This window comes from Rhizobium sp. N731 (assembly GCF_001664145.1).
Lineage (GTDB): Bacteria > Pseudomonadota > Alphaproteobacteria > Rhizobiales > Rhizobiaceae > Rhizobium > Rhizobium esperanzae.
The window spans coordinates 1,275,137-1,301,808 of sequence record NZ_CP013601.1; the positions used below are offsets into that span (position 1 = coordinate 1,275,137).

31 protein-coding genes are annotated in these 26,672 nt (G+C 61.1%); 19 read left to right on the plus strand and 12 right to left on the minus strand.

Annotation, left to right across the window (positions count from 1 at the left end):
- The first annotated feature begins 101 nt into the window (after positions 1–101).
- On the plus strand, positions 102–803 hold the full coding sequence (locus AMK02_RS06355) for a pentapeptide repeat-containing protein (protein ID WP_064806028.1): 702 nt from the start codon (positions 102–104) through the stop codon (positions 801–803).
- A gap of 78 nt (positions 804–881) precedes the next feature.
- On the opposite strand, the gene AMK02_RS06360 is transcribed toward AMK02_RS06355, so the two are convergent.
- Positions 882–1,154: an usg protein gene (locus AMK02_RS06360; RefSeq protein WP_011424576.1), complete on the minus strand. Its 273-nt coding sequence runs from the start codon at positions 1,152–1,154 to the stop codon at positions 882–884.
- Positions 1,155–1,434: 280 nt separating this feature from the next.
- On the opposite strand from AMK02_RS06360, the gene groES reads away from it, so the two are divergent.
- The 5 genes from groES to AMK02_RS06385 all read left to right on the plus strand — a co-directional run bounded on the left by groES (position 1,435) and on the right by AMK02_RS06385 (position 7,351).
- Positions 1,435–1,749 carry a co-chaperone GroES gene (gene groES, locus AMK02_RS06365; protein ID WP_064801287.1) on the plus strand — a complete coding sequence of 105 codons (315 nt, stop codon included), beginning with the start codon at positions 1,435–1,437 and terminating at the stop codon, positions 1,747–1,749.
- A 50-nt stretch (positions 1,750–1,799) separates the two neighbouring features.
- Complete coding sequence (gene groL / locus AMK02_RS06370; protein ID WP_064801289.1) at positions 1,800–3,428, plus strand: chaperonin GroEL; 1,629 nt, start codon at positions 1,800–1,802, stop codon at positions 3,426–3,428.
- A gap of 94 nt (positions 3,429–3,522) precedes the next feature.
- Positions 3,523–3,945: a hypothetical protein gene (locus AMK02_RS32045; RefSeq protein WP_064801291.1), complete on the plus strand. Its 423-nt coding sequence runs from the start codon at positions 3,523–3,525 to the stop codon at positions 3,943–3,945.
- A gap of 85 nt (positions 3,946–4,030) precedes the next feature.
- Positions 4,031–5,125 (plus strand): glycosyltransferase family 4 protein, encoded by a 1,095-nt coding sequence (locus tag AMK02_RS06380; protein WP_064801292.1) that lies wholly within the window; start codon positions 4,031–4,033, stop codon positions 5,123–5,125.
- Positions 5,126–5,140: 15 nt separating this feature from the next.
- Positions 5,141–7,351, plus strand: coding sequence for an amylo-alpha-1,6-glucosidase (locus AMK02_RS06385; protein ID WP_064801294.1), 2,211 nt, complete (start codon positions 5,141–5,143; stop codon positions 7,349–7,351).
- 38 nt (positions 7,352–7,389) lie between these two features.
- On the opposite strand, the gene AMK02_RS06390 is transcribed toward AMK02_RS06385, so the two are convergent.
- Positions 7,390–7,611 (minus strand): hypothetical protein, encoded by a 222-nt coding sequence (locus AMK02_RS06390; protein ID WP_064801295.1) that lies wholly within the window; start codon positions 7,609–7,611, stop codon positions 7,390–7,392.
- 213 nt (positions 7,612–7,824) lie between these two features.
- Here AMK02_RS06390 and AMK02_RS06395 point away from each other — a divergent pair, with 213 nt between their 5' ends.
- From AMK02_RS06395 to AMK02_RS06405, 3 genes are all read left to right on the plus strand, one after another.
- Positions 7,825–8,301, plus strand: a complete 477-nt coding sequence (locus AMK02_RS06395) for an Hsp20 family protein (RefSeq protein ID WP_064801297.1) — start codon at positions 7,825–7,827, stop codon at positions 8,299–8,301.
- Positions 8,302–8,355: 54 nt separating this feature from the next.
- Positions 8,356–8,865, plus strand: a complete 510-nt coding sequence (locus AMK02_RS06400) for an Hsp20/alpha crystallin family protein (protein WP_064801299.1) — start codon at positions 8,356–8,358, stop codon at positions 8,863–8,865.
- Between the two features lie 332 nt (positions 8,866–9,197).
- A complete protein-coding gene (locus tag AMK02_RS06405) occupies positions 9,198–9,563 on the plus strand; it encodes an SPW repeat protein (RefSeq protein ID WP_064801301.1) in 366 nt (121 codons plus the stop codon).
- A gap of 214 nt (positions 9,564–9,777) precedes the next feature.
- Here AMK02_RS06405 and AMK02_RS06410 read toward each other — a convergent pair whose 3' ends face one another.
- Together AMK02_RS06410 and msrB are read right to left on the minus strand one after the other, a co-directional pair.
- Complete coding sequence (locus AMK02_RS06410) at positions 9,778–10,308, minus strand: GNAT family N-acetyltransferase (protein ID WP_064801303.1); 531 nt, start codon at positions 10,306–10,308, stop codon at positions 9,778–9,780.
- A gap of 51 nt (positions 10,309–10,359) precedes the next feature.
- Positions 10,360–10,773: a peptide-methionine (R)-S-oxide reductase MsrB gene (gene msrB, locus AMK02_RS06415; RefSeq protein ID WP_064801305.1), complete on the minus strand. Its 414-nt coding sequence runs from the start codon at positions 10,771–10,773 to the stop codon at positions 10,360–10,362.
- Positions 10,774–10,960: 187 nt separating this feature from the next.
- Between msrB and AMK02_RS06420 the strand changes: the two genes are divergently transcribed.
- Both AMK02_RS06420 and AMK02_RS06425 read left to right on the plus strand, forming a co-directional pair.
- Positions 10,961–11,176, plus strand: coding sequence for a hypothetical protein (locus AMK02_RS06420; protein ID WP_064806030.1), 216 nt, complete (start codon positions 10,961–10,963; stop codon positions 11,174–11,176).
- A gap of 457 nt (positions 11,177–11,633) precedes the next feature.
- Positions 11,634–12,065 (plus strand): MucR family transcriptional regulator, encoded by a 432-nt coding sequence (locus AMK02_RS06425; protein WP_010060045.1) that lies wholly within the window; start codon positions 11,634–11,636, stop codon positions 12,063–12,065.
- A gap of 375 nt (positions 12,066–12,440) precedes the next feature.
- On the opposite strand, the gene AMK02_RS06430 is transcribed toward AMK02_RS06425, so the two are convergent.
- The gene (locus AMK02_RS06430) at positions 12,441–12,863 is read right to left on the minus strand and encodes a SufE family protein (protein WP_064801307.1); all 423 of its coding nucleotides are present in this window, start codon (positions 12,861–12,863) and stop codon (positions 12,441–12,443) included.
- Between the two features lie 387 nt (positions 12,864–13,250).
- Positions 13,251–13,739 carry a DUF5330 domain-containing protein gene (locus AMK02_RS06435; protein ID WP_064801309.1) on the minus strand — a complete coding sequence of 163 codons (489 nt, stop codon included), beginning with the start codon at positions 13,737–13,739 and terminating at the stop codon, positions 13,251–13,253.
- Positions 13,740–14,191: 452 nt separating this feature from the next.
- On the opposite strand from AMK02_RS06435, the gene AMK02_RS06440 reads away from it, so the two are divergent.
- From AMK02_RS06440 to AMK02_RS06455, 4 genes are all read left to right on the plus strand, one after another.
- Positions 14,192–15,733, plus strand: a complete 1,542-nt coding sequence (locus AMK02_RS06440; RefSeq protein ID WP_064801311.1) for a sensor histidine kinase — start codon at positions 14,192–14,194, stop codon at positions 15,731–15,733.
- A complete protein-coding gene (locus AMK02_RS06445; protein WP_064801313.1) occupies positions 15,705–16,661 on the plus strand; it encodes a peptidoglycan-binding domain-containing protein in 957 nt (318 codons plus the stop codon). The genes AMK02_RS06440 and AMK02_RS06445 overlap by 29 nt, the downstream gene beginning before the upstream one ends.
- Positions 16,662–16,795: 134 nt before the next feature.
- Positions 16,796–18,244 (plus strand): methyl-accepting chemotaxis protein, encoded by a 1,449-nt coding sequence (locus AMK02_RS06450; RefSeq protein ID WP_064806032.1) that lies wholly within the window; start codon positions 16,796–16,798, stop codon positions 18,242–18,244.
- A gap of 61 nt (positions 18,245–18,305) precedes the next feature.
- Positions 18,306–18,650 (plus strand): DUF1491 family protein, encoded by a 345-nt coding sequence (locus tag AMK02_RS06455; protein WP_064801315.1) that lies wholly within the window; start codon positions 18,306–18,308, stop codon positions 18,648–18,650.
- 18 nt (positions 18,651–18,668) lie between these two features.
- Here the strand turns inward: AMK02_RS06455 and AMK02_RS06460 are convergent, their stop codons facing one another.
- The gene (locus AMK02_RS06460) at positions 18,669–19,718 is read right to left on the minus strand and encodes a DUF2336 domain-containing protein (protein WP_189637000.1); all 1,050 of its coding nucleotides are present in this window, start codon (positions 19,716–19,718) and stop codon (positions 18,669–18,671) included.
- 108 nt (positions 19,719–19,826) lie between these two features.
- Between AMK02_RS06460 and AMK02_RS31080 the strand changes: the two genes are divergently transcribed.
- Together AMK02_RS31080 and AMK02_RS31635 are read left to right on the plus strand one after the other, a co-directional pair.
- Positions 19,827–20,207, plus strand: a complete 381-nt coding sequence (locus AMK02_RS31080; RefSeq protein ID WP_145924218.1) for a hypothetical protein — start codon at positions 19,827–19,829, stop codon at positions 20,205–20,207.
- A gap of 352 nt (positions 20,208–20,559) precedes the next feature.
- Positions 20,560–20,727 carry a hypothetical protein gene (locus tag AMK02_RS31635; RefSeq protein WP_164517769.1) on the plus strand — a complete coding sequence of 56 codons (168 nt, stop codon included), beginning with the start codon at positions 20,560–20,562 and terminating at the stop codon, positions 20,725–20,727.
- Positions 20,728–20,779: 52 nt separating this feature from the next.
- On the opposite strand, the gene AMK02_RS06465 is transcribed toward AMK02_RS31635, so the two are convergent.
- The 3 genes from AMK02_RS06465 to AMK02_RS06475 all read right to left on the minus strand — a co-directional run bounded on the left by AMK02_RS06465 (position 20,780) and on the right by AMK02_RS06475 (position 24,268).
- Positions 20,780–21,331 carry a DUF1254 domain-containing protein gene (locus AMK02_RS06465; protein WP_064801318.1) on the minus strand — a complete coding sequence of 184 codons (552 nt, stop codon included), beginning with the start codon at positions 21,329–21,331 and terminating at the stop codon, positions 20,780–20,782.
- Positions 21,324–21,911 (minus strand): DUF1214 domain-containing protein, encoded by a 588-nt coding sequence (locus AMK02_RS06470; RefSeq protein ID WP_064801320.1) that lies wholly within the window; start codon positions 21,909–21,911, stop codon positions 21,324–21,326. Before AMK02_RS06470 ends, AMK02_RS06465 begins: the two co-directional genes overlap by 8 nt.
- Before the next feature lie 152 nt (positions 21,912–22,063).
- A complete protein-coding gene (locus AMK02_RS06475) occupies positions 22,064–24,268 on the minus strand; it encodes a transglycosylase domain-containing protein (RefSeq protein ID WP_189637001.1) in 2,205 nt (734 codons plus the stop codon).
- Positions 24,269–24,432: 164 nt separating this feature from the next.
- Here AMK02_RS06475 and AMK02_RS06480 point away from each other — a divergent pair, with 164 nt between their 5' ends.
- A complete protein-coding gene (locus tag AMK02_RS06480; protein ID WP_064801322.1) occupies positions 24,433–24,909 on the plus strand; it encodes a YcgN family cysteine cluster protein in 477 nt (158 codons plus the stop codon).
- Positions 24,910–24,916: 7 nt separating this feature from the next.
- Here the strand turns inward: AMK02_RS06480 and AMK02_RS06485 are convergent, their stop codons facing one another.
- Entirely contained in the window at positions 24,917–25,477 is a 561-nt protein-coding gene (locus AMK02_RS06485) for a TetR family transcriptional regulator (RefSeq protein WP_064806036.1), read from the minus strand.
- A 106-nt stretch (positions 25,478–25,583) separates the two neighbouring features.
- Here AMK02_RS06485 and AMK02_RS06490 point away from each other — a divergent pair, with 106 nt between their 5' ends.
- The gene (locus AMK02_RS06490) at positions 25,584–26,498 is read left to right on the plus strand and encodes an SDR family oxidoreductase (protein ID WP_064801324.1); all 915 of its coding nucleotides are present in this window, start codon (positions 25,584–25,586) and stop codon (positions 26,496–26,498) included.
- Here the strand turns inward: AMK02_RS06490 and AMK02_RS31640 are convergent.
- Positions 26,489–26,653: a hypothetical protein gene (locus tag AMK02_RS31640; RefSeq protein WP_167377184.1), complete on the minus strand. Its 165-nt coding sequence runs from the start codon at positions 26,651–26,653 to the stop codon at positions 26,489–26,491. The genes AMK02_RS06490 and AMK02_RS31640 overlap by 10 nt on opposite strands.
- Positions 26,654–26,672: the final 19 nt, after the last annotated feature.

The following is a 26,672-nucleotide window of genomic DNA, read 5'->3' on the forward strand; positions in this document are numbered from 1 at the left end:
GCGGTCACTATCTTTTTATTGTATTCTGAGCTGTGTAGAAAAGAGAGGCCGCCTGCTTCGCGAGAGGCGGCGTGATAAGCGTCATGGAGATCAACAGTTCAATGGCAATGCATCGATCGCCGCTCGGCCTCCTTGCCCTCATTCTTCTCGCCTCCGCTCCGATCTCCACACACGCTGCCGATTGCAGCAGCACGGCCTCGCCGAAGCTCGACTGGCAGGAATGCACGAAGAAAAACCTGATGCTGCAGGGCAGTGATCTCCAAGGCGCCAACCTCTTCAGCACCGATTTCTCGCTGACCGATCTCAGCGGTTCGAATTTCAAATCCGCCAATCTGGAAAAGGCGAGCTTGGTGCGTGCCTCGCTTGAGGGGTCACATGCCGAAGGGGCCAACTTCGCCAAAGTGGAGGCCTATCGCGCCAGCTTCGCCAACATTGCCGCCGAAGGCGCTTCCTTTGCCGGCGCCGAGCTGCAGCGGGCCAATTTTGCCGGCGCCCGGCTCTCCGGCGCGAGCTTCGAAAAGGCCGAACTCGGCCGCGCCGATTTCGACAAGGCGGTGCTGACGGGAGTGAAATTCTCTTTCGCCAATCTCTCCCGCGCCGATCTCTCCAGCGCCGTCTTCGAGGGCCCGGCAACGTTCGAGCGCGCCTTCATGTTCCTGACCCGCATCGAAGGCCTGGACCTCTCGGCTGCCGCCGGGCTCGAACAGGCGCAGATCGAGCTCGCCTGCGGCGATGCCTCGACCAAATTGCCGTCCGGCCTTTCGACGCCGGCAACTTGGCCATGCCCTGCCGAGCACGAGTGATTACCCGGGCGACACCGTACGTGTTGAAAAAACGCTATGGCAACTGCGCCCGGCTGGCTTGGGAATGTCGGGTTCGACCTAGTGCAATTTGAACTCGCCCATGACGCGACGCCATTCGTTCGGTCCGATCAGCCGCTGGTGGGTGTAGCGGACAGAATGCAGCGGCCCGTCGAGCGTGGACTGCCAGAAATCCAGGAACTTGTGCATTTCCGGAAAGTCCGGAGCGAGGTCGTAATCCTGCCAGACATAGGTCTGCAGCACGGATTCAAAATCAGGAATGCGATAGAGGATATGGGCGGTGGTGAGTCCATATCCGTTCAGCTGACGCTCCAGATCTGATGAAAATTGCATGCTTCATCTCCGTTTCATGACGCTCGAAAGGTGGCGCAAAATTTTGCGGCCATCAACGGATTTCTGAACGCGTCCACCCTGTTTATTGTTCCTTTACAGGATGTTAGCAGCCACTTCGAGTGAGTGCTAATTTTTTTATGATGCCCTCTTGAAATGGAAAAAGCGCAAAACCAGATCATTGCGCGCAGAACGCTCGATCGAGGTTTTGCACCCGCCCGGACTGGTCATCCGGTCCGGCCAGGGGAACAACATCATTATTGTTTGTCCATTGGAGGAAAACATGTCGTTCCGACCGCTTCATGATCGCATTCTCGTCCGCCGCGTCGATTCCGAAGAAAAGACCAAGGGCGGCATCATCATTCCCGACTCCGCCAAGGAAAAGCCGCAGGAAGGCGAGGTCATTGCCGTCGGCCCCGGTGCACGCAACGATGCCGGCCAGATCCAGCCGCTCGACGTCAAGGTCGGCGACCGCATCCTGTTCGGCAAGTGGTCCGGCACCGAGATCAAGATCAATGGCGAAGACCTGCTGATCATGAAGGAAAGCGATGTCATGGGCATCATCGAGGCCCGGGTCGCCGAAAAGATCGCCGCCTGAGGCGATTTCCGCGCATTAGTCAAAAAGCTGCCTATCGAAGGAGTAACAGAATGGCTGCGAAAGAAGTCAAATTTCATAGCGATGCCCGTGAACGCATGCTGCGTGGGGTCGATGTGCTGGCCAATGCAGTGAAAGTCACGCTCGGCCCAAAGGGTCGCAACGTGGTGATCGACAAGTCCTTCGGCGCGCCGCGCATCACCAAGGACGGCGTTTCCGTCGCCAAGGAAATCGAACTTGAAGACAAGTTTGAAAACATGGGCGCCCAGATGCTGCGTGAAGTTGCATCCAAGACGAATGATCTTGCCGGCGACGGTACAACGACGGCGACCGTTCTTGCCCAAGCGATCGTCAAGGAGGGCGCAAAGGCGGTAGCCTCCGGCATGAACCCGATGGATCTGAAGCGCGGTATCGATCTTGCCGTCGACGCTGTCGTCAAGGAGCTGAAGACCAACGCCCGTAAGATTTCCAACAATTCCGAAATTGCCCAGGTCGGTACGATCTCCGCCAATGGTGATTCCGAGATCGGTCGTTACCTCGCGGAAGCCATGGAGAAGGTCGGCAACGAAGGCGTCATCACCGTTGAAGAAGCCAAGACCGCCGAAACCGAACTCGAAGTCGTCGAAGGCATGCAGTTCGACCGCGGTTATCTCAGCCCCTATTTCGTCACCAATCAGGACAAGATGCGGGTCGAGCTCGAGGATCCCTATATCCTCATCCATGAGAAGAAGCTGTCGAACCTGCAGTCGATGCTGCCGGTTCTCGAAGCCGTCGTTCAATCCGGCAAGCCGCTCCTCATCATCGCTGAAGATGTCGAAGGCGAAGCCCTTGCAACGCTCGTCGTCAACAAGCTGCGTGGCGGCTTGAAGATCGCTGCCGTCAAGGCCCCTGGCTTCGGCGACCGCCGCAAGGCCATGCTCGAAGACATCGCCATCCTGACGGGCGGCACCGTGATCTCCGAAGACCTCGGCATCAAGCTCGAGAATGTGACGCTCAATATGCTCGGCCGCGCCAAGAAGGTGGCGATCGAGAAGGAAAACACCACCATCATCGACGGTGCCGGTTCGAAGGCGGAACTTGACGGTCGCACCGCTCAGATCCGCGCCCAGATCGAAGAGACCACCTCCGACTACGATCGCGAGAAGCTGCAGGAACGTCTTGCCAAGCTCGCCGGCGGCGTTGCCGTCATCCGCGTCGGCGGCTCGACCGAAGTCGAGGTGAAGGAAAAGAAGGATCGCGTTGACGACGCGCTGCATGCAACAAGAGCAGCGGTCGAGGAAGGCATCCTGCCAGGTGGCGGTGTGGCGCTGCTGCGCGCGGTCAAGGCCCTCGACGCGATCAAGACTGCCAATGACGACCAGCGGGTCGGCGTTGACATCGTTCGCCGGGCGATCGAGGCACCGGTTCGCCAGATCGCCGAAAACGCCGGTGCGGAAGGCTCCATCATCGTCGGCAAGCTGCGCGAGAAGAGCGAATTCTCCTATGGCTGGAACGCTCAGACCGGCGAATATGGCGATCTCTACGCGCAGGGCGTCATCGATCCGGCAAAGGTCGTTCGCACCGCACTGCAGGACGCAGCTTCGGTTGCCGGCCTGCTGGTGACGACAGAGGCGATGATCGCCGAGAAGCCGAAGAAGGAAGCTGCTCCGGCCATGCCGGCCGGCGCCGGCATGGACTTCTAAGCGATCGCTCGGCCCGCTCTGCCATCGGGGCGGGCCGTTCTACGCACTATCGAATTAACAAGTTCCATCGGGTCGACATCAATGGAGCCAAGCTATGAGAAAGGAAAACATCAGCAATTCCATACAGCAGAATGCCGTGGCAGCCATAAGCGCGGCGCATCTGCTTCATCCGGCGAAGCATTTCGGTCACCCGCGTGACGTGCTTGCCGCCGCCGAGATCGACAACGACGAGAAGCGGGCAATTCTCGCTTCATGGGCATCCGATATCTTCGCAGTCGAATCCGTACCAGCCCTCCGCCTTCACCCCGGGGCCGAAAGAGCTGTATCCTATGACGAGATCCTTGAAGCGCTGAAGGCTTTGGATAATGGCGATCAACCATCCGCGAGGCAGGATACGTCCGCTTCCCTGAGTTGCCATAGGATCCGCCGTCGAAAACCGCCCGCACGCCGGCTTCCCGGCCTTGGCTTGTGCAGCTACTGGAAAGGAGGACGGCGTCGACCGCTGTTCGAAACCTGACCCTCGTCTGGCCTGCCGTGTGCCTCTCGAGGACGCGGGCATGATTTTTGCCGACGGCTCTTTGCTCAACTGAGGAGGTTTGCCGATGAAGATCGCTCAGATTGCACCGCTCGCCGAAAGCGTTCCGCCGAAGCTCTACGGGGGAACCGAGCGGATCGTTTCCTACCTTGCTGAAGAACTCGTGGCCCAGGGGCATGAGGTCACGCTCTTTGCCAGCGGCGATTCCGTCACCCAGGCGACACTCGTGTCGTGTGCGGACGTCGCCTTACGGCTCAATCCGGCGGTCAGGGACCATCTTCCACATCAGGTCTTGATGTTGGAGGAGATCCGACAGCGGGCGCACGAGTTCGACGTGCTGCATTTCCACATCGACCTGCTGCATTTCCCGCTGATCCGCGATTTCGCCGATCGGACGGTGACAACGCTGCACGGGCGACTCGACTTGCCGGATCTCAAGCCGTTCTACGGGACGTTCCCCGATATTCCACTGGTGTCGATCTCCAATGATCAGCGCCGTCCGATGCCTCCGGTCGACTGGCGCGGAACGGTCTATCATGGTCTGCCGGCCGATCTTCTTCCCTTCACGGAGAATCCAAGGGGCAATTACCTGGCCTTCCTTGGCCGTATTTCGCCAGAAAAACGCCCGGACCGCGCCATTCAGATCGCGACAAGGGTCGAAATGCCGCTGAAGATCGCCGCCAAGATCGATAATGTCGACAAGGCCTACTGGGAAACCGTCATCGAGCCGATGGTTAAGAGCCATCCGCATGTGGAATTCATCGGCGAGATCGATGAACGTGAGAAAGCCGACTTCCTTGGGAATGCAGGCGCTCTGCTTTTCCCGATCGACTGGCCGGAGCCGTTTGGGCTGGTGATGATCGAAGCCATGGCCTGCGGCACGCCGGTCATCGCTTTCGGCTGTGGCTCGGTTCCCGAGGTCATTGACAACGGCATCTCCGGCATCCTGGTCGACAGCGTCACCGAGGCGGCCGAAAACGTCGAATGGGCACTCCGTCTCGATCGGCAGAAGGTGCGTGCCGCGTTTGAAAAGCGCTTCACCGCACAACGAATGGCGTGCGATTATCTCGACATCTATCGCAACCTGCCTGGCGTTCGCATCAAAGCCGCGCCGACCCGCCGGTCGAATGGTCAAGCGCTCGACCTGCAGGCTGTCGCCTGAGGCAAGGAGGAGACCATGTCGAAACTGTCTGCGGACAGCAACCCCGCCACAGCATCGTCAGGCCTGGCAGCGCCGGTCGCTCAGTTCTTCATTCCGGCCGCCGCATCGCTGCAGGAGCGCCGGCCGCGTACCTTGAAGCACGGCGATACTTTCGCCGTCTTCGACCATAATGGCGATGCTCTTTCCGGTCCCGGCAGCCCGGAAGGCCTTTTCCACCAGGACACCCGTCATCTCTCGCATCTTTACCTGACGATCAACGAACAGCGGCCGATGCTTCTGTCGTCGACGCTGCGGGATGACAATGCCACGCTGACCTGCGATCTCACCAATCCTGATCAGTTCGATGAGAAGGGAAGGCTGGTTCTGGGCCATGACGTGATTCATCTGCGCAGATCGCGCTTTCTCTGGAATGCCTGTTGTTATGAACGGCTGGCCGTGAGGAATTATGACGAGCGGCGGCAACATGTTCGCATTCAGATCTCTTTCGGGGCCGATTTCGCCGATCTTTTTGAAGTCCGCGGCACCGCAAGAGCAAGAAGAGGGCGCCATCTTCCCGCCATCGTGGAACAGGATTGGATCCTGCTTTCCTATATTGGCCTGGACGATCGCAAGCGGTCGACGCGCCTTTCCTTCATGCCCGAACCGGCCGAAGTTCGTAGCGATCTTGTTACTTACGACCTCCAACTGGAGCCGCACGAGACCAAATCGCTCTTCATGCAGATCGGCTGCGACCATACCTCCGCCGATCGACTGAGCCGCCTTTCCTTCTTCCTTACCTTGAGGGATGCCCGCCGTGCGTTGCGCGCCTCCTCCTCGCGCGCGGCGTCGGTCACAACCTCCAACGAGATCTTCAACGAAGTCGCGCGACGAAGCGCCTCCGACCTCTATATGCTGATCACCGACAAGCCGGAAGGCCCCTATCCTTATGCCGGTATTCCCTGGTTCAGCACCGTTTTCGGCCGCGACGCCCTGATCACGGCGCTTCAGACACTTTGGCTCGATCCGGAGATCGCTCGCGGGGTTCTCGGTCATCTTGCCGCCAATCAGGCGACGAACGTCGATCCTGCTTCAGACGCCGAGCCGGGCAAGATCCTGCACGAAGTGCGTTGCGGCGAAATGGCCGAGCTCGGCGAGGTTCCATTCCGGCGTTACTACGGCAGCATCGACTCGACGCCACTCTTCGTGATGCTGGCTGGCGACTATCTTAAACGAACCGGTGATCTTGCGACCATTGACCGTATCCTGCCTCACGTCGAAGCGGCACTGACCTGGATCGACGAACATGGGGATCGCGATGGTGACGGCTTCGTCGAATACGGGCGGCTGACGGAAGAAGGACTTATTAATCAGGCGTGGAAGGATAGCAACGACTCGGTCTTCCATGCCGATGGCACGTTGGCTCGAGGCCCGATCGCGATCGCCGAAGTCCAGGCCTATGTCTACGGCGCTTGGCAAAGTGCTGCCGAAATCTTCCGGTGGAGGGGCAAACCGGAACGCGCGGCGAGCTTTCTCGCGCGCGCGGAGGGACTGCGCCGCGCCTTCGACATGAGCTTCTTTGATGAGGAACTGGGCACCTATGTGTTGGCTCTCGACGGGGATAAACGGCCTTGCCGGGTCCGATCCTCCAATGCCGGCCATGCTCTGTTCACCGGAATTGCTTATCCTGAACGGGTCGCACAGGTGACCCGCACCCTTATGAATGCTTCGTCCTTCTGTGGCTGGGGCATCCGGACCATTCCCTCGACCGAAGCACGTTACAATCCGATGAGCTACCACAATGGCTCGATCTGGCCACATGACAATGCCATGATTGCCAGTGGTCTTGCCCGCTATGGCTATCGCGCCGAAGCCGCACGAATCTTCGAGGGGCTGTTTGCCACTGCGACCTATATCGACCTGCGGCGGCTTCCCGAACTCCTCTGCGGCCTGCCACGTCAACGCGCACGCGGACCGACCTCTTATCCGGTTGCCTGCTCGCCGCAAGCATGGGCAGCAGCTGCCCCTTTGTCGCTGCTGCAATCCTGCCTCGGCCTCGACTTCGATCCGAATAGTTTGCAGATCAGCTTCAGCGTGCCGCGGCTTCCCTCGTTTCTCGACGAGGTGATCTTGCGGCGTCTGCTGATCGGCAATTGCTCGGCTGACGTGGCTATCCGTCGGTCTCGACACCAGGTCGTGGTCGATGTCATCAATCGACAGGGCAATGTCAGCGTGCTCACCACGGCCTGATGAAGGACGGTGCGGGGAAGGCGGGTCAACCGCCTTTTCTAATCCGGTTCCTCTTCGTCCGATCTCAGCAGGTCAACAAGCGCAGCAACCCTGCCAGTCGGTAGATGCCGCCCTTCACCCACCAGGGCCTCGTCGTTGTTGGCCCATGCAAACGCCTCGGCAAGCTCGGCTTGGGTTGCACCTGTCGCGATGATCTCGGCCACAAGCGTTTTGTCGGCGGGCCCAAGGACGGCGACGACATCGTGTGAAGTCAGTGTCATAACCATTGCTCCTCGCTCAAGCTCCAAAACATATGGTGGCGTCTTCGAAAAGATCAATTTTTCTCGTTAAGAAATTCGATCCCTTGAAACTGTAAGACACTGAATTATATCAGTATTGTCGATCGCCCAAAAGGGATCGACAGAAGGTCCAGGAGACGCCGGTCGCTCTTGGCGTCTCCTTGTGTCCATGTTGCTTGCAAGGAGGATATGGCTATGAGGACAAACCTCGATTTCTCTCCCCTGTTCCGGTCGAGCATCGGCTTCGAGCGGATGTTGAACGCGCTTGAGGCTGCCGGCCGCGCCGAGACAATCGACAACTGGCCGCCCTATGATATCGTCAAGGCTGGTGAGAACGACTACCGCATTGCCATGGCTGTGGCGGGCTTCTCGCAGGACGAGCTGGCAATCACGCAAGAGCAGAACATGCTCATGGTATCGGGGCAGAGGGCAGACAGCGAAGATGTTCAATACCTACATCGCGGAATTGCCGGACGCTCGTTCCAGCGCCGGTTCGAGCTGGCCGATCATGTCAAGGTTGTCGACGCCGGTCTGGTCAACGGTCTGCTGACCATCGATCTCAAGCACGAAATTCCTGAAGAGATGAAGCCGCGTCAAATCGAGATCGGAACTGGGCACGCAATGCCGAAGGCCGAGACCAAGCAGATCGAGGGCGGGACACAGGCGGCCTAAGCGTGGCGCCAGGCGCCGTCTAGCGCCCATGAACCATCAGAAAGGAGTAGAGCCATGAGTGTTCGTGATTTGATTCCCTGGGGCCGCAACAACGGCAATCAGATGCCGAGTGTCCTTCGCGACGACGACCGCGATCCTTTCCTGTCGCTCCACCGCGAGGTCAACCGGCTGTTCGACGACGTTTTCCGTGGCTTCGGTTCCAGCTTGCCGTCACTTCGCGGCGCCAGCGGCTTTGGTGCCGGCTGGCCGAGCGTGGAGATCTCAGACACCGACAAGGACATTAAGGTGACGGCCGAAATACCCGGCCTTGAGGAAAAGGACATCGAAGTCTTTCTCAATGACGGCGTACTGACCCTGAAGGGTGAGAAGCGTTCGGAAACGGAAGACAAGGAAAAGCAGTTCTCGGAGCGCTACTACGGCCGCTTCGAACGACGCATCCCGCTCGGCACCGAGGTCAAGGAAGACCAGGTCGACGCCACCTTCAAGAACGGCGTCCTCACCGTCACTTTGCCCAAGACCGAAAAGGCGCAGTCACAGGTCAAGCGCATCGCCATCAGAAGCTGACGAGCGCGGCGGCCGACACCTGGCCGGCCGCCGCTCATCCTTCACCAGTTTGGGAAGGATAAACGATGAAGATTATCGGACGTACACACCGCGAAAACACAGCACCGATCTCCCTCTTCCGCGCTTCGAACGACGACCGGCGCAGCCGTCTTCGTTTCACAGTTCCGCAGTTCCAAGGGAACGGCGTCGCCCGCATCTCTCATTCTGGCATCCCACTACACGATGACCGAGCTTTGCGGCGATGGTGGTTCGAACCGCTGCCGCCGCAACCGTCTTCTGTCCGCAGGAGGCGGCCATTGATGATGCAACCAACTAAGAAGGAGAAATGATCGATGCTGAAGTCTTTGTCTTCCAACAACCGGACGGCTTTCGATATCGTCAATATCGTTGCCGGTCTTGGCCTTTTCATCTCGCCCTGGCTGTTCGGTTTCGCCGCTGAGACCTATGCCGCCTGGAACGCGTGGATCGTTGGCGCGGCCATCACCCTGATCGCCGTTGCCGCTCTCTACGCCTTCTATGAGGCCGAGGAATGGTGCAACCTGGTCCTCGGGCTATGGGCTGTGATCGCTCCGTGGCTCCTCGGCTTTTCAGCCGTGACAGCGGCCATGTGGGCGCATGTGATTGTCGGCCTGGTCGTCGCTGCCCTCGCAGCGGGCAGCATCTGGTTCAGTCATAACCATCCGTTGTCGACCGCATGACTGAGTGCGAACGGGCTCGGACGTCCGGGCCCGCTCGCCTTATTTCTTCGCCAGCCGCCCCCGAAGGAGAGGCCTGGCGGCCGATCAGACTGGTTGACGACCGCGACGCAATGATCGCCATGAATGGGTGCGCGGTCGCGGCACGACTAACCTCGCAGCATAGCTGACCGTGCGGCCTTCGCGCCGACGCGCACCAGTTATCCTGGTAGGTCCCTCAGTCTATGTTCTCGGTGATGTAGAGGTAAAATTCCGCCAGGCCGCCATCGGGACTTCCCGCCTTGGCGAACCTTTCCCGCCGCCGATGTACCCGCTCCGCCACACGCTGCGACGGAATATTATCGAGCCTGACGATAGACACGATCCGCGCCAGTCCGAGGCTATGAGTTGCATGGTCCCGGCAGGCAGCAGCCGCCTCGACAGCATAGCCCTTGCCCCAATGGTCGCGCCAAAGATGATATCCGATCTCCGGTTCCAGGCCCCGCGAGGTTTCCTGCAGCGTGATGCCGCAATCGCCGAGCAGTGCACCGTTCTGCCGGTCCGTTACCGCCCAGAGGCCGAATCCGTGACTGGCGTAGCTGTCGAAGGCAAGCCATTGAAACCAGCGTGCGGTTTCGTCGAAGCTCTTAACTCTGGGATAATACTGCATACATTCAGCGTCGCCGAAAATGCGGTGGAGAAACGGCAGGTCGTCAGGCGTGATCTCTCGTAGAGTGAGCCGGTCGGTCTCCAGGACGGCGCGCGCCATTGGTCTCCTCCTGTCTGCAGGTGGGCGGATAGCCGATCATTGCCTCAGCGCCTATTCCCCCGGCTCGAACACCATGGCATGGCCGTTGATGCAATAGCGCAGGCCGGTCGGCGGCGGGCCGTCGGGAAAGACGTGGCCGAGATGGGCATCGCAGGTGCCGCAGCGGATTTCAGTACGCACCATGCCGTAGCTCGTGTCGCGATGCTCGGTCACAGCATCGGGAGAGACCGCTTCGAAATAGCTCGGCCAGCCGCAGCCGGCGTCGAATTTCGTGTCGGAGCGGAAAAGCGGCGCGTTGCAGCCGACGCAGCGGTAGAGCCCCGTCTCGAAGGAATCCCAGTAGGGGCCGGTGAAGGCGCGTTCGGTGCCGTGCTGGCGGGTGATGCGGTATTGCTCTGGCGTGAGCTGCTCTTTCCATTCGGCGTCTGACTTATGGATCTTGGCGGTGGTTGCAGTTTCGGACATGACGTGCTCCTTTCGCCGAGGGGCGGTTCCGGTTCGCGAGAAATGTGGTGCGCCGTCTTTGTTTCATCAAGCCTCCGGCGCCGGGCCGCGGGAATCGCGGCATGCAGCTATCAGGGAGGACGTCTGCTTTTACATCTATTAAGGGTTTTCTGTTAGGGTTAATGTTACGTGCATTGAGGAGCCATTGGTGTTTGAAGCCGCAATCGTCCTGCTCTACGGCCTCGTGGCCGTGACCGCCATGGCGGTCACGCTGCTGGAGGGCTGGGCCAATCATGCCGGTTTGACGTTCCATCGTCTCGCCGGACTTCTCGCCTGCCTGCTCTGGCCGCTGACGCTTCTGCTCTTCGTCCTGCACGGCTCGGTCGTCCGGCTGCTGACGCGTCTCTCCCGATCGCCGGCCTGATCTCGGCAACTCTCTGAGCCCATGCTATTGGCGTCTTAACCTGTTTTACGCCGAACTTATGCACAGGAAGCTGTGAGTAAAGCTTGGCCTAAAGTCCTATAATTCTTCATCAGCCATTTTTTCTCAAGAAAAACGACAAATAATAATTGGCCTTTCGGCCAAACGATGGTATTTGAAAATGCAAGTAGAATTCTGATTGTGAATTACAATCGTACTGCTTCCAAGTCCCTCAGTTTTGATTTTTCAATGTCTAACTGGGGCCATCGCCTGGAGCAAGACGGTAGTGGTTTTCGGTCAGGCAGTATAAGAACAGGTCTCGGACTTCGGAATCTAGGGGTGGATTTCACGTTTTTCGAAACAGAAGATTGCTTCCTGTGCTTTTGCTGTTCGCTTCTACGAGGCGGGTCTTTGGCGTGACAGTCAAAGATCGTTTGAGCATGCTAACAGGAGAAAAAATATGACGGATATGGCGACCGGCAATGGGCCGGAGCTGCTTGTGGAACTGACGGCCGACATCGTCGCGGCTTATGTCAGCAACCATGTTGTCCCGGTCAGCGACCTGGCAAATCTGATTTCCGACGTGCATTCGGCACTGAGCAACACGTCCGTACCGCAGCCCGCTGCGGCTGTCGTCGAAAAGCAGAAGCCTGCAGTCTCTGTCCGCAAGTCCGTACAGGACGAGCAGATTACGTGCCTGGAATGCGGCGGCAACTTCAAATCCCTCAAGCGTCACCTCATGACGCATCACAGTCTCTCGCCGGAAGAGTACCGTGAGAAATGGGACCTGCCGACCGACTACCCGATGGTAGCGCCCGCCTATGCCGAAGCGCGTTCGCGCCTGGCGAAGGAGATGGGCCTGGGTCAGCGCCGCAAGCGCGGCCGCGGCTGAGCTTCTCGGAGCAGTCAACGACAAAAGCCGGGTCTTGTGCCCGGCTTTTCTGTCTGTACCGCAAACATGATGCCGAAAACCGGAAGCGTTTCCCGGCGCTGTCTGTCCCGGCCTGTTAAAAGAAAGCACGATTCAGACTTTGGTCCGAACGGCCCAGAGTTCATCCTGTTCTGAATGAGGATAATACCTCCCTGACTATTCCGCCGCTATCGCAAGTCATGCACGGGGGAGACGGGATATTATCAGGAAGCCTCTCTTACGCTTGGGAGGGCGGCGTAGAATGTATTCCTATACTATAAGCAAGTGTTAATATAGTCGATTGGCCGTTTCCGCAAATGCGCAATCGGCCGCGCTCGCCGACCGAATCAATCGCATTCAGGCCGCGGCGCGGACTTTCGCCTCTTCCCGGATTCGCTTCACCATCGAGCGCAGCCCGTTGGAGCGCTGCGACGACAGGTTCTCCACCAGACCGATCTTCGAGAAGATCTCGAAGGCATCGAGCGCAGCGATCTCGGAAGCCGGCTTGCCGGAATAGGTGGCAAGCACGATGGCGACGAGGCCGCGCACGATATGCGCGTCGGAATCGCCCTCGAAACTCATGATTGGGTTTTCCGGATCGCCCGACGTATGCGTCACCAGCCACACCTGGCTGGCGCAGCCCATCACCTTGTTCTCCGAGGTGCGTTTTTCCTCGGCGAGCTCGGGCAGCGCCTTGCCGAGTTCGATGACATAGCGGTAGCGGTCTTCCCAATCGTCCAGGAAGGCGAAGTCATCGATGATCTGGTCGAGGGATGCCATAAAAAGCCTTTCACGTTTTGGCATGCTGGCAAAACGACACGGCAATTTTGCGTCCGGACATGCTCTAGGACTGCATATAGGTGTTAGACCTGCAGATTTGAACCGCTAAAGCGAGCCATCTTAGTGATGCCGCGCTCCGGCTTTTGTTTTTTACGCATGTCGTTATCGAAAACCACTGCACATTCTTGTGCGACATGCTCTCAAAAAGAAACGCCGTGAGGGATGGGCATCCTCACGGCGCAGCAATCTGCTGAATTAAACAGGGCAGGCACGTCAGGCATGGGGCATTTCCGCGTCATGCGGACCACCGATGCAAGCTGTAGAATTCTAGTGAGACGCGTCCGATCGTTGCTTATGTGCGGCGGGCCGGTTGCCCGCGCAATTTCGTCAGATCGCCGGCTTCGGCGTCGGCAGTGGGATCGCGCCGGTTACCACGGTCCCGGCTTCATCGTCGACCGGCGGACGATAAGGCATCGGCTGGTTGAGCGCAGCCTTTGCCTCGCGGTCCTTCTCCTGGACGGAAGGAGAGGCGAGGGAGGGGGCGGCGGCTGCCACCCGGTTCGCCGGTTCGGCGGGGCTTGCGGTCGTCGTCGGTTCGTCCGTGAATTGGCTGTCGAGAAGTTCGTAAGCGACGCGGGCGCCCTCACGGGCCCGATAGCCGAGCGCCGTCAAGGTCTCGGCGCCTTTGGCGCAGACCTCCGGCTTTTCCGAGCACATGCCGGTGAGATAGTCATAAGCGCCGCTCGCCGCCGTAAAGGCGTCGGAGAGCTGCAATTGCGGGCCGCCGGCGAGCTTGTCGGATCCCTCCGTGCTGAAGACGGAAAGAAGCACGAGCACAAGGCCAAACCAGAAGGATCCTTTGATCAGAAACCACATTGTCGTTGCCCATCCTGTTTTCCCGTCCGGTTCTTATCGCCGAATCAGGCCGGTTGTCCGGTGTGCTTTCACCCTATCGGCAAGTTGCGAATGCCGCTTTTCGAAACTCGTGCGCATTTGCGGCAAATTTAATTCAAATTTTAGCGAAGCGCATTTGAGCGGCATTCAAGTCGAATGCGAGCGATTGTTGTTAAGCATCAGGGCAGCACCTGCCTGCAATTGCAGGGCTTTTGCCGGCTCGCCTTGCCACAGGAGTTAACGCGATGCTGAAATATGAAGGAAATCCGCCGCTTACCTGCCATTAACCACAAAAAGCAAAGGGGCTCTCGGATGCTCCAAAACGGGAATTTCTGCTCTTTCTGGCTGTGAACAGCGCCTTTGCCTTATCCTTTCCTTAAGTCGCGGGGGCCTATTGTCCGGATCGACAGACAGCCTCTTTGGGCGGGTATTGCGTGCGAGTATTGAGTGACATTGGCGGCTGGGTGACGACCCTCGTAGACCGGGCGGCGACAAGCTGGCTTTCCCGGACGGGTGGCGGCGAAGCCGTGCGCCAGCGCGAGCTTGCGATTCTGCGCCGTCTCGTGCTGCTCTCCTCGGCCGCTCTCGTCGCCGCGCCTGTCGGCCTTTCGGCGGTCACCAGCCCGGCCGTCGCGCTGCCGGCCGGCGTCGCCATGGTCTGCGCCGCCTTCCTCTTTTCCGCCGTCGGCAGCATCGCGTTGGCCCGCCAGGGCTCGTCCGCCGGCATTGCCACACAGTCGGCCGAGGATTTCTTCCTCGCCGTCACCCCCGGCCTCGTCTTCTTCCTGGATCCGCACGGCAGCGTCGCCACCATAGGCGGCCGCGACCGGCGCGATTTCCTTGGCTGGATGCGCGATCCGAAGGGCAGGGGCTTCCTGGAGCAGGTGCATGTCTCCGACCGTATCCTGTTCTTGCAGGCGCTCGATGAGCTCAGGCGCGGCGAAGATGCTGCAAGCGTCGATCTGCGCCTCGATCGGCCTTCGGTCTCGCGCGATCAGCGCCAGTTCGCCTATCTGAGAATGGACATGACGGCGCGACGCGATGCCGATGGCGAGCTTGCCGCCGTCATCGCCCAACTGCGCGATGTCTCCGTCGAGCAGCAGCTGCGGGCCGAAGCCCAGAACCGTGCGGCCGACGCCGAATCGGCGAATGATGCCAAGTCGCGCTTCCTCGCCGCGGTCAGCCACGAGCTGCGCACGCCGCTGAACGCCATCCTCGGCTTCTCCGATATTCTGATCGGCGAATATTTCGGCAAGTTCGAAAACGATCGCCAGCGTGAATATGTCGGGCTCGTCCGCGAATCCGGCGCGCATCTGCTCTCCGTCGTCAATACCATGCTCGACATGAGCAAGATCGAAGCGGGGCGCTACGAGCTGATTCTCGATGCCTTCGATATCTCGAGCTCCGTCAGATCCTGCGAATCGATGCTGGCATTGCAAGCCAAGACCAAGGGCGTCACGCTGACGAGCCGGATTCAGCGCGGGCTTGGCGAGATCGTCGCCGATCAGCGCGCCATTCAGCAGATCCTCATCAATCTCGTCGGCAATGCCGTGAAATTCACCGAAGCCGGCGGCGTCGTCTCGGTCGATGCGGCTGCGCGTGACGGCATTCTGAAGCTGACGGTCAGCGATACCGGCATCGGCATTGCCGCCGACAAGCTGGCGATGCTCGGCCAGCCTTTCGTCCAGATCCAGAACGATTACACCCGCCGCTTCGAGGGCAGCGGTCTCGGCCTCTCGCTGGTCAAGGGGCTGGTGGCGCTGCATGGCGGCAATTTTGCCATTGCCAGCCAGCCGGGCGAAGGTACGATCATCACCGTCGAGATCGCGGTGGATGGCTCGGGCGCCCGGCGCGCCGATAATGCCGGCCATGGCGCAACCGTCGAATTTCCGCCGCGGCTGAAGGACGCGGTCGGTACCGGAGCAGAATTGGAAGAGGGGCTTTTCGATGGCCGCGCGCAAGCGAAAATCGCCTAAGGGAAAGAAGCGGCGGCAGCAGCCGGGCCTTGTCGTGTCGGGTGCGGCCGCTCTCGGCGGCCTCGGTCTGCAGGGTGCATCCGCGCTGGGTGGGCTCGGGCTGCAGGGGGCGTCCGCGCTCGGCGGCGTCATCGGCCGGAATCCGTCGGTCGCCGGCGGCGCGATCGCCTTCTTCGTCATCTTCTCCTTCGTTGCGGCCAACGCCCTCTGGTATCAGCCTGGCTTGCATCCGCACCCGATTTTCCGCACCCGCGACCCGCAGTCTCCAAACGTGCTCGGTGCGCGCCGTCCGGCCGACGAACAGCCGGCTGATGTCACCACCTTCCGGATCGAACGGCCGGAGGATGCCGGCGCCACCACCAGCGGGACGCCGGCGCCGGCCGCACCCGCTCAGCAGCCGAGCGAGCTGGTCATGGACATCCAGCAGCAGCTGGTGCGCCGCGGCCTCTATAACGGCACCGCCGACGGCATCATCGGCCCCCGCACCAGCGCTGCCATCCTGTTCTTCCAGGAGACCGTCGGCATGGCCCAGACTGGGGAAGCGACGCCGGAGGTGCTGGCCGCGCTGAAAACCGAAGCTGCCGGCCCCTCGACCGTGCCCGTGGAAAAACCGCGTGAGGATGTCACCTCGAAGGCGGCGGCGGAAGACCCGGTCGCCGCTGCTATCCGTAGCGCCGAAAAGACCGTCAAGACGGCTCCATCCGCGGCAAAGCAGCTTCCATCAAGCGAGCTCGCCACCGTCGACCTGGTGCTGAAGATCCAGAAGGGCCTTTCCAACATGGCCTATGCCAATGTCGGCGTCGACGGTGTGGCCGGCGAGCAGACCCGCGCTGCCATCCGCCATTTCCAGAAGCACTACAATCTCCCCGAAAACGGCGAGCCGAACGAGGCTGTGCTGAAGAAGTTGAGGGAAATCGGCGCGATTTAAGGCATACGCGCCAAGCGGCGCAGCCGCAGGGTCGGTCTTTGGGTTACAACCTAAGTCTAAGATGCCGGCGCCGTTTGCAACTTGTTAACCATGTTGTCCGAAGCTTTGCCCATTGCGGCGGGGGAATGTCGGTCATGCATGCGCTGAAGGCGATAGACGATCTGGCCACAGAACCGGCGGTCGAAGCGGAAAGCCCGGATCGCGAGGCATTGCGCCACATCCTGCAGCGCCTTGCCGAAGAAGCCTCCACTCTTGGGATCGATCTCGTCGACATTGCCGGCGCCATTCAGGACATGGCGGCGATGTCGGCGCGCCATGCCTCAGCCTTCGATCATGTCACCAGCACCGCACTTTCCATCGCCGAGACCAATCGCTCGGTCGCCCTGTCGCTGCGAGAGACAGACCGGACGGCCGCCGAAGCTCGCCAGATGCTCAAGGAATCGGCCGACCGCCTGTCCGGCTCCGTTGCCGAGATCGGCCATATGGTTCAGGCTTCAAATGTCATTGGCGCCGAAATCGCCGGCTTCTCGAAATCGCTTGCCGATGTCGACAAGATTGCCGACGAGATCAGCACCATAGCCCGCCAGACCAACCTCCTGGCGCTGAACGCCGCGATCGAGGCGGCGCGTGCCGGCGATGCGGGCAAGGGTTTCGCCGTTGTCGCCGCTGAAGTGCGCGCACTTTCGCTGCAGACGTCAAAGGCGACCGGCTCCATTCAGGACACGCTGGATGAGCTGCGGGTGAAGATCGACCGGCTGTCGGCGGTCGGCGGCGATGCCCGCGACAGTGCCGCCGGCGTGCGTGACAAGTCGGACGCGATGCGCGGCGCCTTCGATAGCATGGAACATGTCATCACCCGCATTCTCGACAGTTCGACGGTCATGGCCAACACCACCGAGGCGGTCGACCAGCAATGCGCCGGTTTCGTCCAGAAGCTCGGCGAGATGTCCGGCGAGGTCGCCGGTTCGAATGTCAGGCTGCAGCAGGCGGCAAACCGCGTCGACAGCGTCGTCGGCCTCTCGGAAACGCTGATCCAGCTGACGGCGAGCGCCGGCGTCAAGACCGCCGACAGCCGTTGGATCAAGGAAGCACAATCGGTGGCAAGGCAGATATCAGGCGCTTTCGAACGCGCCGTCGCCGAGGGTCAGATCGGTTTCGATGCCCTCTTCGACCGACGCTACCGGCCGATGCCTGGCACCGATCCGGTTCAGATGATGGCCGCTTTCACCGAACTCACCGACCGTCTGCTGCCGCCGATCCAGGAGCCCGTCGTTGCCCTTGACGAGCGCGTCGCCTTCTGCGCGGCGATCGACGAAAACGGCTATCTGCCGACCCATAACCGGAAGTTTTCGCAGCCGCAGCGGCCGGGCGATATCGTCTGGAACACTGCCAATTGCCGCAATCGCCGTATCTTCGCCGATCGCGTCGGTCTTGCCGCCGGCCGCAGCACTGCGCCTTTCCTCGTCCAGACCTATCGCCGCGACATGGGCGGCGGCAATTTCGTGATGATGAAGGATATCTCCGCTCCCATCACCGTCAGGGGCCGCCATTGGGGCGGCTTGCGGCTGGCGATCAAGGTCTGACGTATCCGCCAAAACTTGGCTGCGGATTGCCGGCGCCCGCGCGCCGGTTTATATCGCGCCGATGAGATTACGCGCTGACATCTTCGTTTCTTCGCTTCTGCGCCGCGTCTTCGCAAGCGGCGATTTCGCGGCTGTGGAGAAGAAGGGCGCGGAGGAGGCGGGCGCGATCTTCATCCGCCAGCACTTTCGCGACGGCCTGGAGACGCTCTATGCGCCGGCGCCGCAGACCGCCTTCGGTGAAGACGAGATCCGCGACCGGCTGTTCGAAGTCCGTCTCGCGCGCAGCGAGCCGGAAGCGGTGCGGGCGATGCTGGATCGCGAACGCCGCTTCGACCCCGACCTCTGGATCGTCGAGCTGGAGGCGGAGGAATTGGGGGACATGATCCCCTTGGCGGGGGATCGCTGAGATCAGGTCTTGTTCAACTCAACGTGACCGCCGCCCTAGCGCGCGCATGTCGCGCCGCGCCGGCGCCTGGCGGGCGAAACGGTGCGTTTCAGTCTCCCGAGATGTGCGCGAATCGGATGCCTCGGCCTTGTAGGTGTAGCGATCGGCGCGCCGCCAGGCCTCCACCCTTTCGTGGCATTCTTCCGGATCGAGCGCATCGAGCACCATCCAGCCGCGCGTCACATTGTGCTGTTGTTCGGCAAGATGCGGATAGAATCGTTCCAGCACGAAGACGGCGTCGAGAAAGCCCATGCCGAGGCTCATCAGCGTCGTGGCGAGCTGCTGGCCGGAAAGGTCGAGCATGATGCGTTCGGCAAGCCAGCGGCTGGCGGAAAGCGCATCGGCGAGTGCGGTGGCGAAGTGCGTCGCCTCTTGCGAGCGGGCAAAGCGCACCAGCAGCGCCTCCTGAATGTCGGTGAGGGTGCGCAGGCCGAGCCTGTCTTGATCGTCGCGGCCGAGATGGCCGGCAAGATCCAGAATGCGTCCGCGCAAGGCTTCCTCATTGGCGATGCGCTGTTCCTCCAGCGCTTCGGCCTCGTTGCTCTCCACCTGGACTGGCGAAAGCGGGACGGCCACCGATTCCGTGATCGGCGCCGAAGCGGTCGCGGAACGCGGCTGGGTCTGGCGCAACGCCACCAGCGCGTCGATGACCTTCGGCGAGAGCGAGTCGCGGCTGACGATCGCCTTGACATGCGCCGCACCCTGCATGCGCGCGATGGTGATCAGCGTGTCGTCGGCAATGGCCTTCGAGGCGATAAGGAAAGGCGCGGCGATCTCGATCGGCTGATTGCCGATGAACAGCGCCACGGCTGCCGGCATGGTCTGGCATTGGGAAAGGGCGGCGACTGCCTGGCGCTTGGCCTCGTCGGAGGAAGCCTGGAACAGCGGTGTGAAAAGCTCGGCGAATTGGCGCAGCTCGGATCGTGTCGGATGAGACAGGCTCTCGAAACTGCTCACAGTCGCCATTAACACCACGTCCTTTTTCCTGACGGCCAACGGGCCCTCTAGGTCTCGAAACCGGTCACGCACAAGCACACCCTGAAAACGCAGAACCAAGGGAAACCACGGACCGATAGCGCTGGCGGGGACGCCTCTCGGACCACACGGATATGAACAAATCCTACACCGGTACGGTTAATGGATGCTGAAGATTTTATTAAAATGATACAGAAATATACCTGCGGAACGCGCGGCGAATGGTTAGCCGGCAATGGAAAGGCGATCGGTTTTGAAAAGGCGCTGCGGCAATTTCCACCGCCGGTGCGGCGGCTGAAGCAGCTCGTTGCTTCCTCCGGATCGGGTCCGGCGCTTCGAACATGCCGCATCGAGAAAGATGAAAATCGGGCCGCTGCAGCCGTTTCAAGTGTGGCGGGAACTGCAATCGGTCCCTCTCCCGAAACGCGTGGCCGACGCAGGACAAACCAAAGCCGATCCAGATCTGCCGCAACGAATATTTTTGTGCCGCATATTTGCAACACCGGCACTGCCCGCGGCAGACAGATACCGTCAACCGTATGAATTGTTTCTAATTTTATATTATCGGCCGCCTTCCGTTCTTTCAGCGGAGGCATGAAACCAAATCGACTCCTCAAGCGTTGAAGAGGAAGTTACGGAAACTGTATTTGGCATCCGCCGAATATTAGTAAACTGTTAACTGTCATGTGTCTCAATTCGGACAGGAACGACGCGATTTGAGTGTTTGGATCGTCGAAACTCCGCATCACGGTATTTCAGTCAGGTGCCGTGGGAAAGGCGCGAATGCCCTCGGTTCGGCCATGCCGGCACCGCAGGACGCGCCGGCCCGCAGATTGGCGGGCAGGGTGAAATCCGTCGCAAGTTCATCCGTCTCGGGCAGTGCATGGAGACGAGAATGGCAATAGTAGTCGCATTGGCGGATCGGCGGCCGCGGGCGCCGCGTCGCCCGGACAAGGAACCGCGCGAAGCCAAGATCCTCTGGTTCACCGGGGTCCGCTACGAGCGGCTCGCCGAGAATCCGAAACATCGTCCGACGCCCTCGCAGCGCGCCAGGAAGAAGTAAGCGCTTCTTCAACCCCAGAGCGTGATGCCGAAATTGAGAACAGACATCCCGCTTAATTGCCGGGGGTGAATTGCTCGCAGCCCGCTTCCGTCAGGAAGCTGCGCGCTGCTTCGTCGAAGCTTGCCTGCGGTGCCAGCGTCCGTAGCACGGCATAACCGTCCGGCCGCGCCATTTCCACCAGGATCGCTTGATCCAGTTCCTTCGGCAGGTTCTTGCGCAGGTCCGTCAACTGGATCGGGCCGCCGGCCAGGACGTCGAGCGCGCCGCCGACAGATGTCCGGTCGTTCATGCTGAACACCTCATTGGAGGCGCTGTCGTAAATGGCGATCGACCAGAAGGGCACATTGCCCTTGGCGGTGAAATGCACCGGCGCATCCTCGACATCGAAGGAGCAGACGGCGGTCCGCAGGAAGGGGTCGCCATTGGCAAGGCCGGCCTCGTCGTACTGCTCGCCGAGCAGATAGAAATTGTTGAGATCGCCCTCTGCCGCCACGCGGGTCGCCGCATCCCTGCCGGTGAAATGCGGCAGCGACAGGATGATGACGAGATGCAGCAGCGCCGCACCGAAAAGCCCGGTCAGGATGGCGAAGAAGATCCTAAGCATTGCCGCACCCGGTCTTGGTGAGCTTCGGCATGGCGAGATCGATCACGCCGGAGCTGCCGGCGGTCGGCGTGTCGAACAGCGTCAGCACCAGTCGGAAGGTGCCGGCCTGCGGCAAGGCCAGCCAGTTGCCCGGCTGAGCGGCGGCAGAGATCTCGATCGAAAAGCTGCTGTCGGGCTGGCGCAGCACCGTCCAGGAATTGAGCGCCGCCGGAAGCCCGGTTTTCACCGCCGCCGGATTGCCGCCATTGTCGGCGGTAAACAGCGTCCACAGCCGGGCGGGCGGGGTCTGCCCGCTGAGGCGGTAGCGGCAGCCGGCATTCAGCCGCGCCCCGTCGTCGTCGACGCTCGCCGTGAAGGTCAGCCCCTCCGCGCTGCCGTAGAGCAGCTTGCCGGCGCGCGCCCGGTGCGACTTGGCGTAAGGGTCGGCATCGACCGTCTGCAAAGCCGGAAAGGCCTCCCAGGCGCCAAGCTTGATCGCCCCGAAACCCTGCGTCGCATCCAGCGCGTACAGCGAGATCATGATCCCGCCGCCAAAGGCGACAATCAGCGTGATCAGGATGAAAAGGGGGAATCGAAACACGTCATGACCTTGGAAACCGGGATGACAGGGTTAGCATTGATTCTGGCAGGGTGGAATGCCGGGTGGCGAATGAACGCCGATCTGTCCAGAGGCGGGTGGTCTCGTCTGCATACTCGCGGAGAGACAGAGAAAGCGACACTTCCACGCAGCGTCTACTCCGCGCTCGCCACCTTCTGCGGCGTCAGCGGCGCGGCGGCCTTCAGCTTCTCTCCGAGCTTCTTGAGGATGTTTGTCGATTGCACCGAGAGCATGCGGGGCCGGATGAGCTGCGGCGGTCCATCCTGCGGTTTGGCGGCGGCGGTCTTGGCGACATCCTTCTCCGAGGGCAGGGGGTTTTCGACGCCGGGGATGGGGCGCAACGTCACACCCTGATGGGCGTAGTCCATGGCGCGCTTGAAGGTCATTGCCGGCAGTGAGCCGCCCGTCATGTTGTTGGTCGAGGTATAGTCGTCATTGCCGAACCAGACGGCGCAGGTGTAATTGCCGGTAAAGCCGACGAACCAGGCATCGCGATAGGCCTGGGTCGTGCCGGTCTTGCCGGCGGTCAGGATGCCGTTGTCGAGTGCCGCCTTGCGCGCCGTGCCGACATAGGGGACGCGCGACAGCATCTGGTTCATATAGGTATCGGCCTGCTCGGACAGCACGCGTTTCGGCGCCGGCTCGTCGCGGTCGAAATCGTAGAGCACATCGCCTTCGTAATCGAGGATCTGGGTAATGCCGTGGCGGCGCGACTGATAGCCGCCGGCCGGGAAGGTGGCATAGGCCGTCGCCTGGTCGAGCACCGTCACCTCCGATGTCCCGATCGGAATGGTGACGTCGTCGCGGATCGGCGTTTCGACGCCGAGGTTCTTCGCCATTGCCCGGATCGGCTGGATACCGAGCTTCTCCTTGGCGAGCCGCACCGGCACGGTGTTGATCGACTGGGCGATGGCGGTCTCGAGCGTGATGCGGCCGACATAGCGGTTGGCGTAATTGTGCGGGCTCCAGTTGCCCCAGGAAATCGGCGCGTCGACGATCGTCGTCTGCGGCGTCATCCCGCTCTCCATCGCCAGGGCATAGGTATAGACCTTGAAGGAGGAGCCCGGCTGGCGCAGCGCCTTGGTGGCGCGGTTGAACTGGCTCTCGCCGTAATCCCGCCCGCCGACCATGGCGCGCACGGCACCGCCGTTCTCGATCATCACCATGGCGCCCTGCTTGGCGTGATAGGCCTCGCCATATTCGCGCAGCGACGTCTCGACCGAATCCTCGGCCGCCTGCTGGATGCCCATGTCGATCGTCGTTCGCACGATCAGCGAATGCTGGTGAAAACGCGGCGAAAGCCGCTGCACTTCGTCGAAAGCCCAGTCGAGGAAGAAATCCGGGGATTCCACCTCGTTGCGGTCGACGACGGTGGCCGGATTGCGTCGGGCGGCGATCACCTGGCCCTCTGTCATCAGCCCGCTTTGCACCAGATTGGTCAGCACCTCGTTGGCACGCGCACGCGCGGCCGGCAAGTTGACATGCGGCGCATATTTGGCCGGCGCCTTGAACAGGCCGGCAAGCATCGCGGATTCGGCAAGGTTCACATCGGTAATATTCTTGCCGAAATAGAACTGCGCCGCCGCCGCCGCACCAAAGGTGCCGCCGCCCATATAGGCGCGGTCGAGATAGGTGGAGAGGATCTCCTTCTTGGAAAGGTTGGCTTCGAGCCACAGCGCCAGGAAGGCCTCGGTGATCTTGCGGTCGATCGAGCGCTCGTTGGAGAGGAACAGATTCTTGGCGAGCTGCTGGGTCAGCGTCGAGCCGCCCTGCACCACTTCGCCGGCCTGGGCGTTGGTGACCATGGCGCGGAAGAGGCCGATCGCATCGATGCCGAAATGGTCGAAGAAGCGCCGGTCTTCGGTGGCAAGGACGGATTTGATCAAGGAATCCGGCAGCTCGTCGATCGGCACGGAATTCTGGTGGATGACGCCGCGATGGCCGATGACGTTGCCGTAGCGGTCGGTGAAAGTGACGGCGAAATCGCCGCGATTGCGCCAGTCCTCCTTGGTCGCCTCGAAGGCCGGCTGGGCAAGCACCAGCATCAGCACCGCGCCGACCGCCCCCAGGGTCAGCCCTTCGCCGGCGAGTTCGAAGACCATGCGTTTCCAGCCGCGCACGCGGAAGCGGCGGAAGAAAATGGTGGTGTCTTCCCAGATCTCGGCGGCGCGGAAGCCGGCATTCCAGACGGTTGAGTCGATCCAGGAATCGATGCGCAGCAGAATATGACGGCTCTTGGCCGGCCGCCGGTTCGCTGGGTCACCCGCCTCTTTTCCTGGCCCCTTTTCTGGCTTGTCCGGATCCTGCACGTCCTGTATTCCCGCCTGATCGCGCGTCATTCATGTCCGGTCGCCGGAAAGCGATGAAAGCGCGAGGCCCGATGGGCCTGTAGCGCTCCAATACCAGGAGCATGCTGAAGAATTGATTGATTTTGTCGCGGATAACAAGAGAGATAGAGTGGCGGTCACGTGAATTTGCGGGCCGCTGTTGCAAGAAACGGACGATGAAAGATCTGCCCTTCTGGAAGAGCAAGACGCTTGCTGAAATGACCACCGCCGAATGGGAAAGCCTCTGCGACGGCTGCGGTCTCTGTTGCCTCAACAAGCTCGAGGAATGGGAGAGCGGCGATATCTATTTCACCTCGGTTCGCTGCAAACTGCTCGACGGCCAAAGCTGTCGCTGCTCCAGCTATGGGAACCGCTGGGATTTCGTGCCGGACTGCGTGCAACTGACCATGGAGAACGTGCCCGAGATCGCTTGGCTGCCGCCGACCTGCGGCTATCGGCTGATTAATGAGGGCCGCGATCTTTACTGGTGGCATCCGCTTGTCTCCGGCGATCCCGAGACCGTTCACGCCGCCGGCATTTCCGCCCGCGGCCGCACGATCAATGAAAACGAGATCGATATCGACGATCTCGAGGATTACGTCGTTGACTGGCCGCTGACAGTGGGCGCGGAAAAGGATGAAGAAGAAGCGTGAGCGGCGGTCATATTTCCACTGCTGACAGGAAGCGCCGCAATTCCGTCTCCACATAGGCTGCCACCGGGCCGCCTGCGCCAAACCCCCACCAGGTGAGCGATCCCTGCCACTGTGACAGCATCAGCCGGGCGATCGTTTCCGGCGCCTTCGCCGAGCCGAAACATTGTGCGACCGCCGCTGTCAGCGTCGTTCCCCAGGCCGCACCTCGGGCGCGCAGCACCGGATCGCGAAAATCCTCGCGCAGCACCAGCAATCCCTCGCCATAGGCGGCGGCATCGTCGCCGTAATCCTGCGACAGGCCGACGAGCAGCGCGACGGCGCCCTCCGGCGTTTTCGCCACGCTGTCGGCGAGATGCGCCGTCTGTGCATCCAGCCGGTCCCAGGCATGGAGCAGGGCGGCGCGCAGCATGGCGGCCTTCGTCGCGAAGCGCTGCACCAGCGTCGAACCGGAAAGCCCGCTCGCTTTCGCGACCGCGGCAAAGGTCGCCGCATCCGGCCCTTCGGCATGGATCAGCGCCAGCACCATGGCGAGAAGCTGTTCGTCAGAAAGGGTGCGGCGGCGCGGCATGAAATTCCTCTTGCGTTCATTTTGAATATGAACGAACATTCGTTTATATTCAACTAGGGCCAGTCACAATCGGCCGGCTCTCGGTTCTAGCGTGGAGGATGGAGACGTGACAGCGGATTTGCGGGGGAAGGTGGCCTTGGTAGCGGGCGCGACGCGCGGTGCCGGTCGAGGCATTGCGGTCGAACTCGGCGCTGCCGGCGCCACCGTCTATGTCACCGGCCGCACGACACGCGCCGAGCAGTCCGATTATGCCCGGCCGGAAACGATCGAGGAGACGGCCGAGCTGGTGACGTCGGCGGGTGGCAAGGGCATTGCCGTGCAAGTGGATCATCTCGTTCCGCATGAGGTCGAGGCGCTCGTCGCGCGCATCCGGGCGGAAGCCGGCCGGCTCGACATCCTCGTCAACGACATCTGGGGCTGCGAGAAGCTGTTCGAATGGGACAAGGCGATCTGGGAGCATTCGCTGGACAAGGGCCTGCGCATGCTGCGGCTCGGCATCGAGACGCACCTGATCACGGCCCATTACGCGCTGGCGCTGATGATCGAGCGGCCGGGCGGGCTGCTGGTGGAGGTAACCGACGGCACGGCTGAATACAATGCCACGCATTACCGGCTCTCGCCCTTCTACGACCTCGTCAAGACGGGCGTCACCCGCATGGCCTGGGCGCATGCCCAGGACCTGGCCAAACACGGCGCCACCGCCGTTTCGATCACGCCCGGCTGGCTGCGCTCCGAAATGATGCTGGAGGCATATGGCGTGGGCGAGCAGAATTGGCGTGACGCGACCAGGGCACAGCCGCATTTCGCCATTTCCGAAACCCCACGCTTCGTCGGCCGTGCAGTCGCGGCGATATCAGCCGATCCCGACCGCGCCCGCTGGAACGGCCAGTCGCTGTCGAGCGGCGGGATGGCCAAGGCCTATGGTTTCGACGATGTCGACGGTTCGCGGCCGGATTGCTGGCGCTACCTGGTGGAAGTGCAGGAGCCGGGCAAACCGGCTGATGTAACCGGCTACCGGTGAGGCTGACCGCCGCCCTTGGGCGCGCTGCTGCCGTGAGGCGCGGTTTGGGCCGCCGTCTTCATCTGTCCGGCGAAGCTGGTTTCCGGCTTTGTCACCAGCTTGTCCTTCTTCGGCTTGCGGGCCTCGCGATTGCTTCTCAGTTGTCCCTTTGCCATGGATAGATCTCCCTTTGGA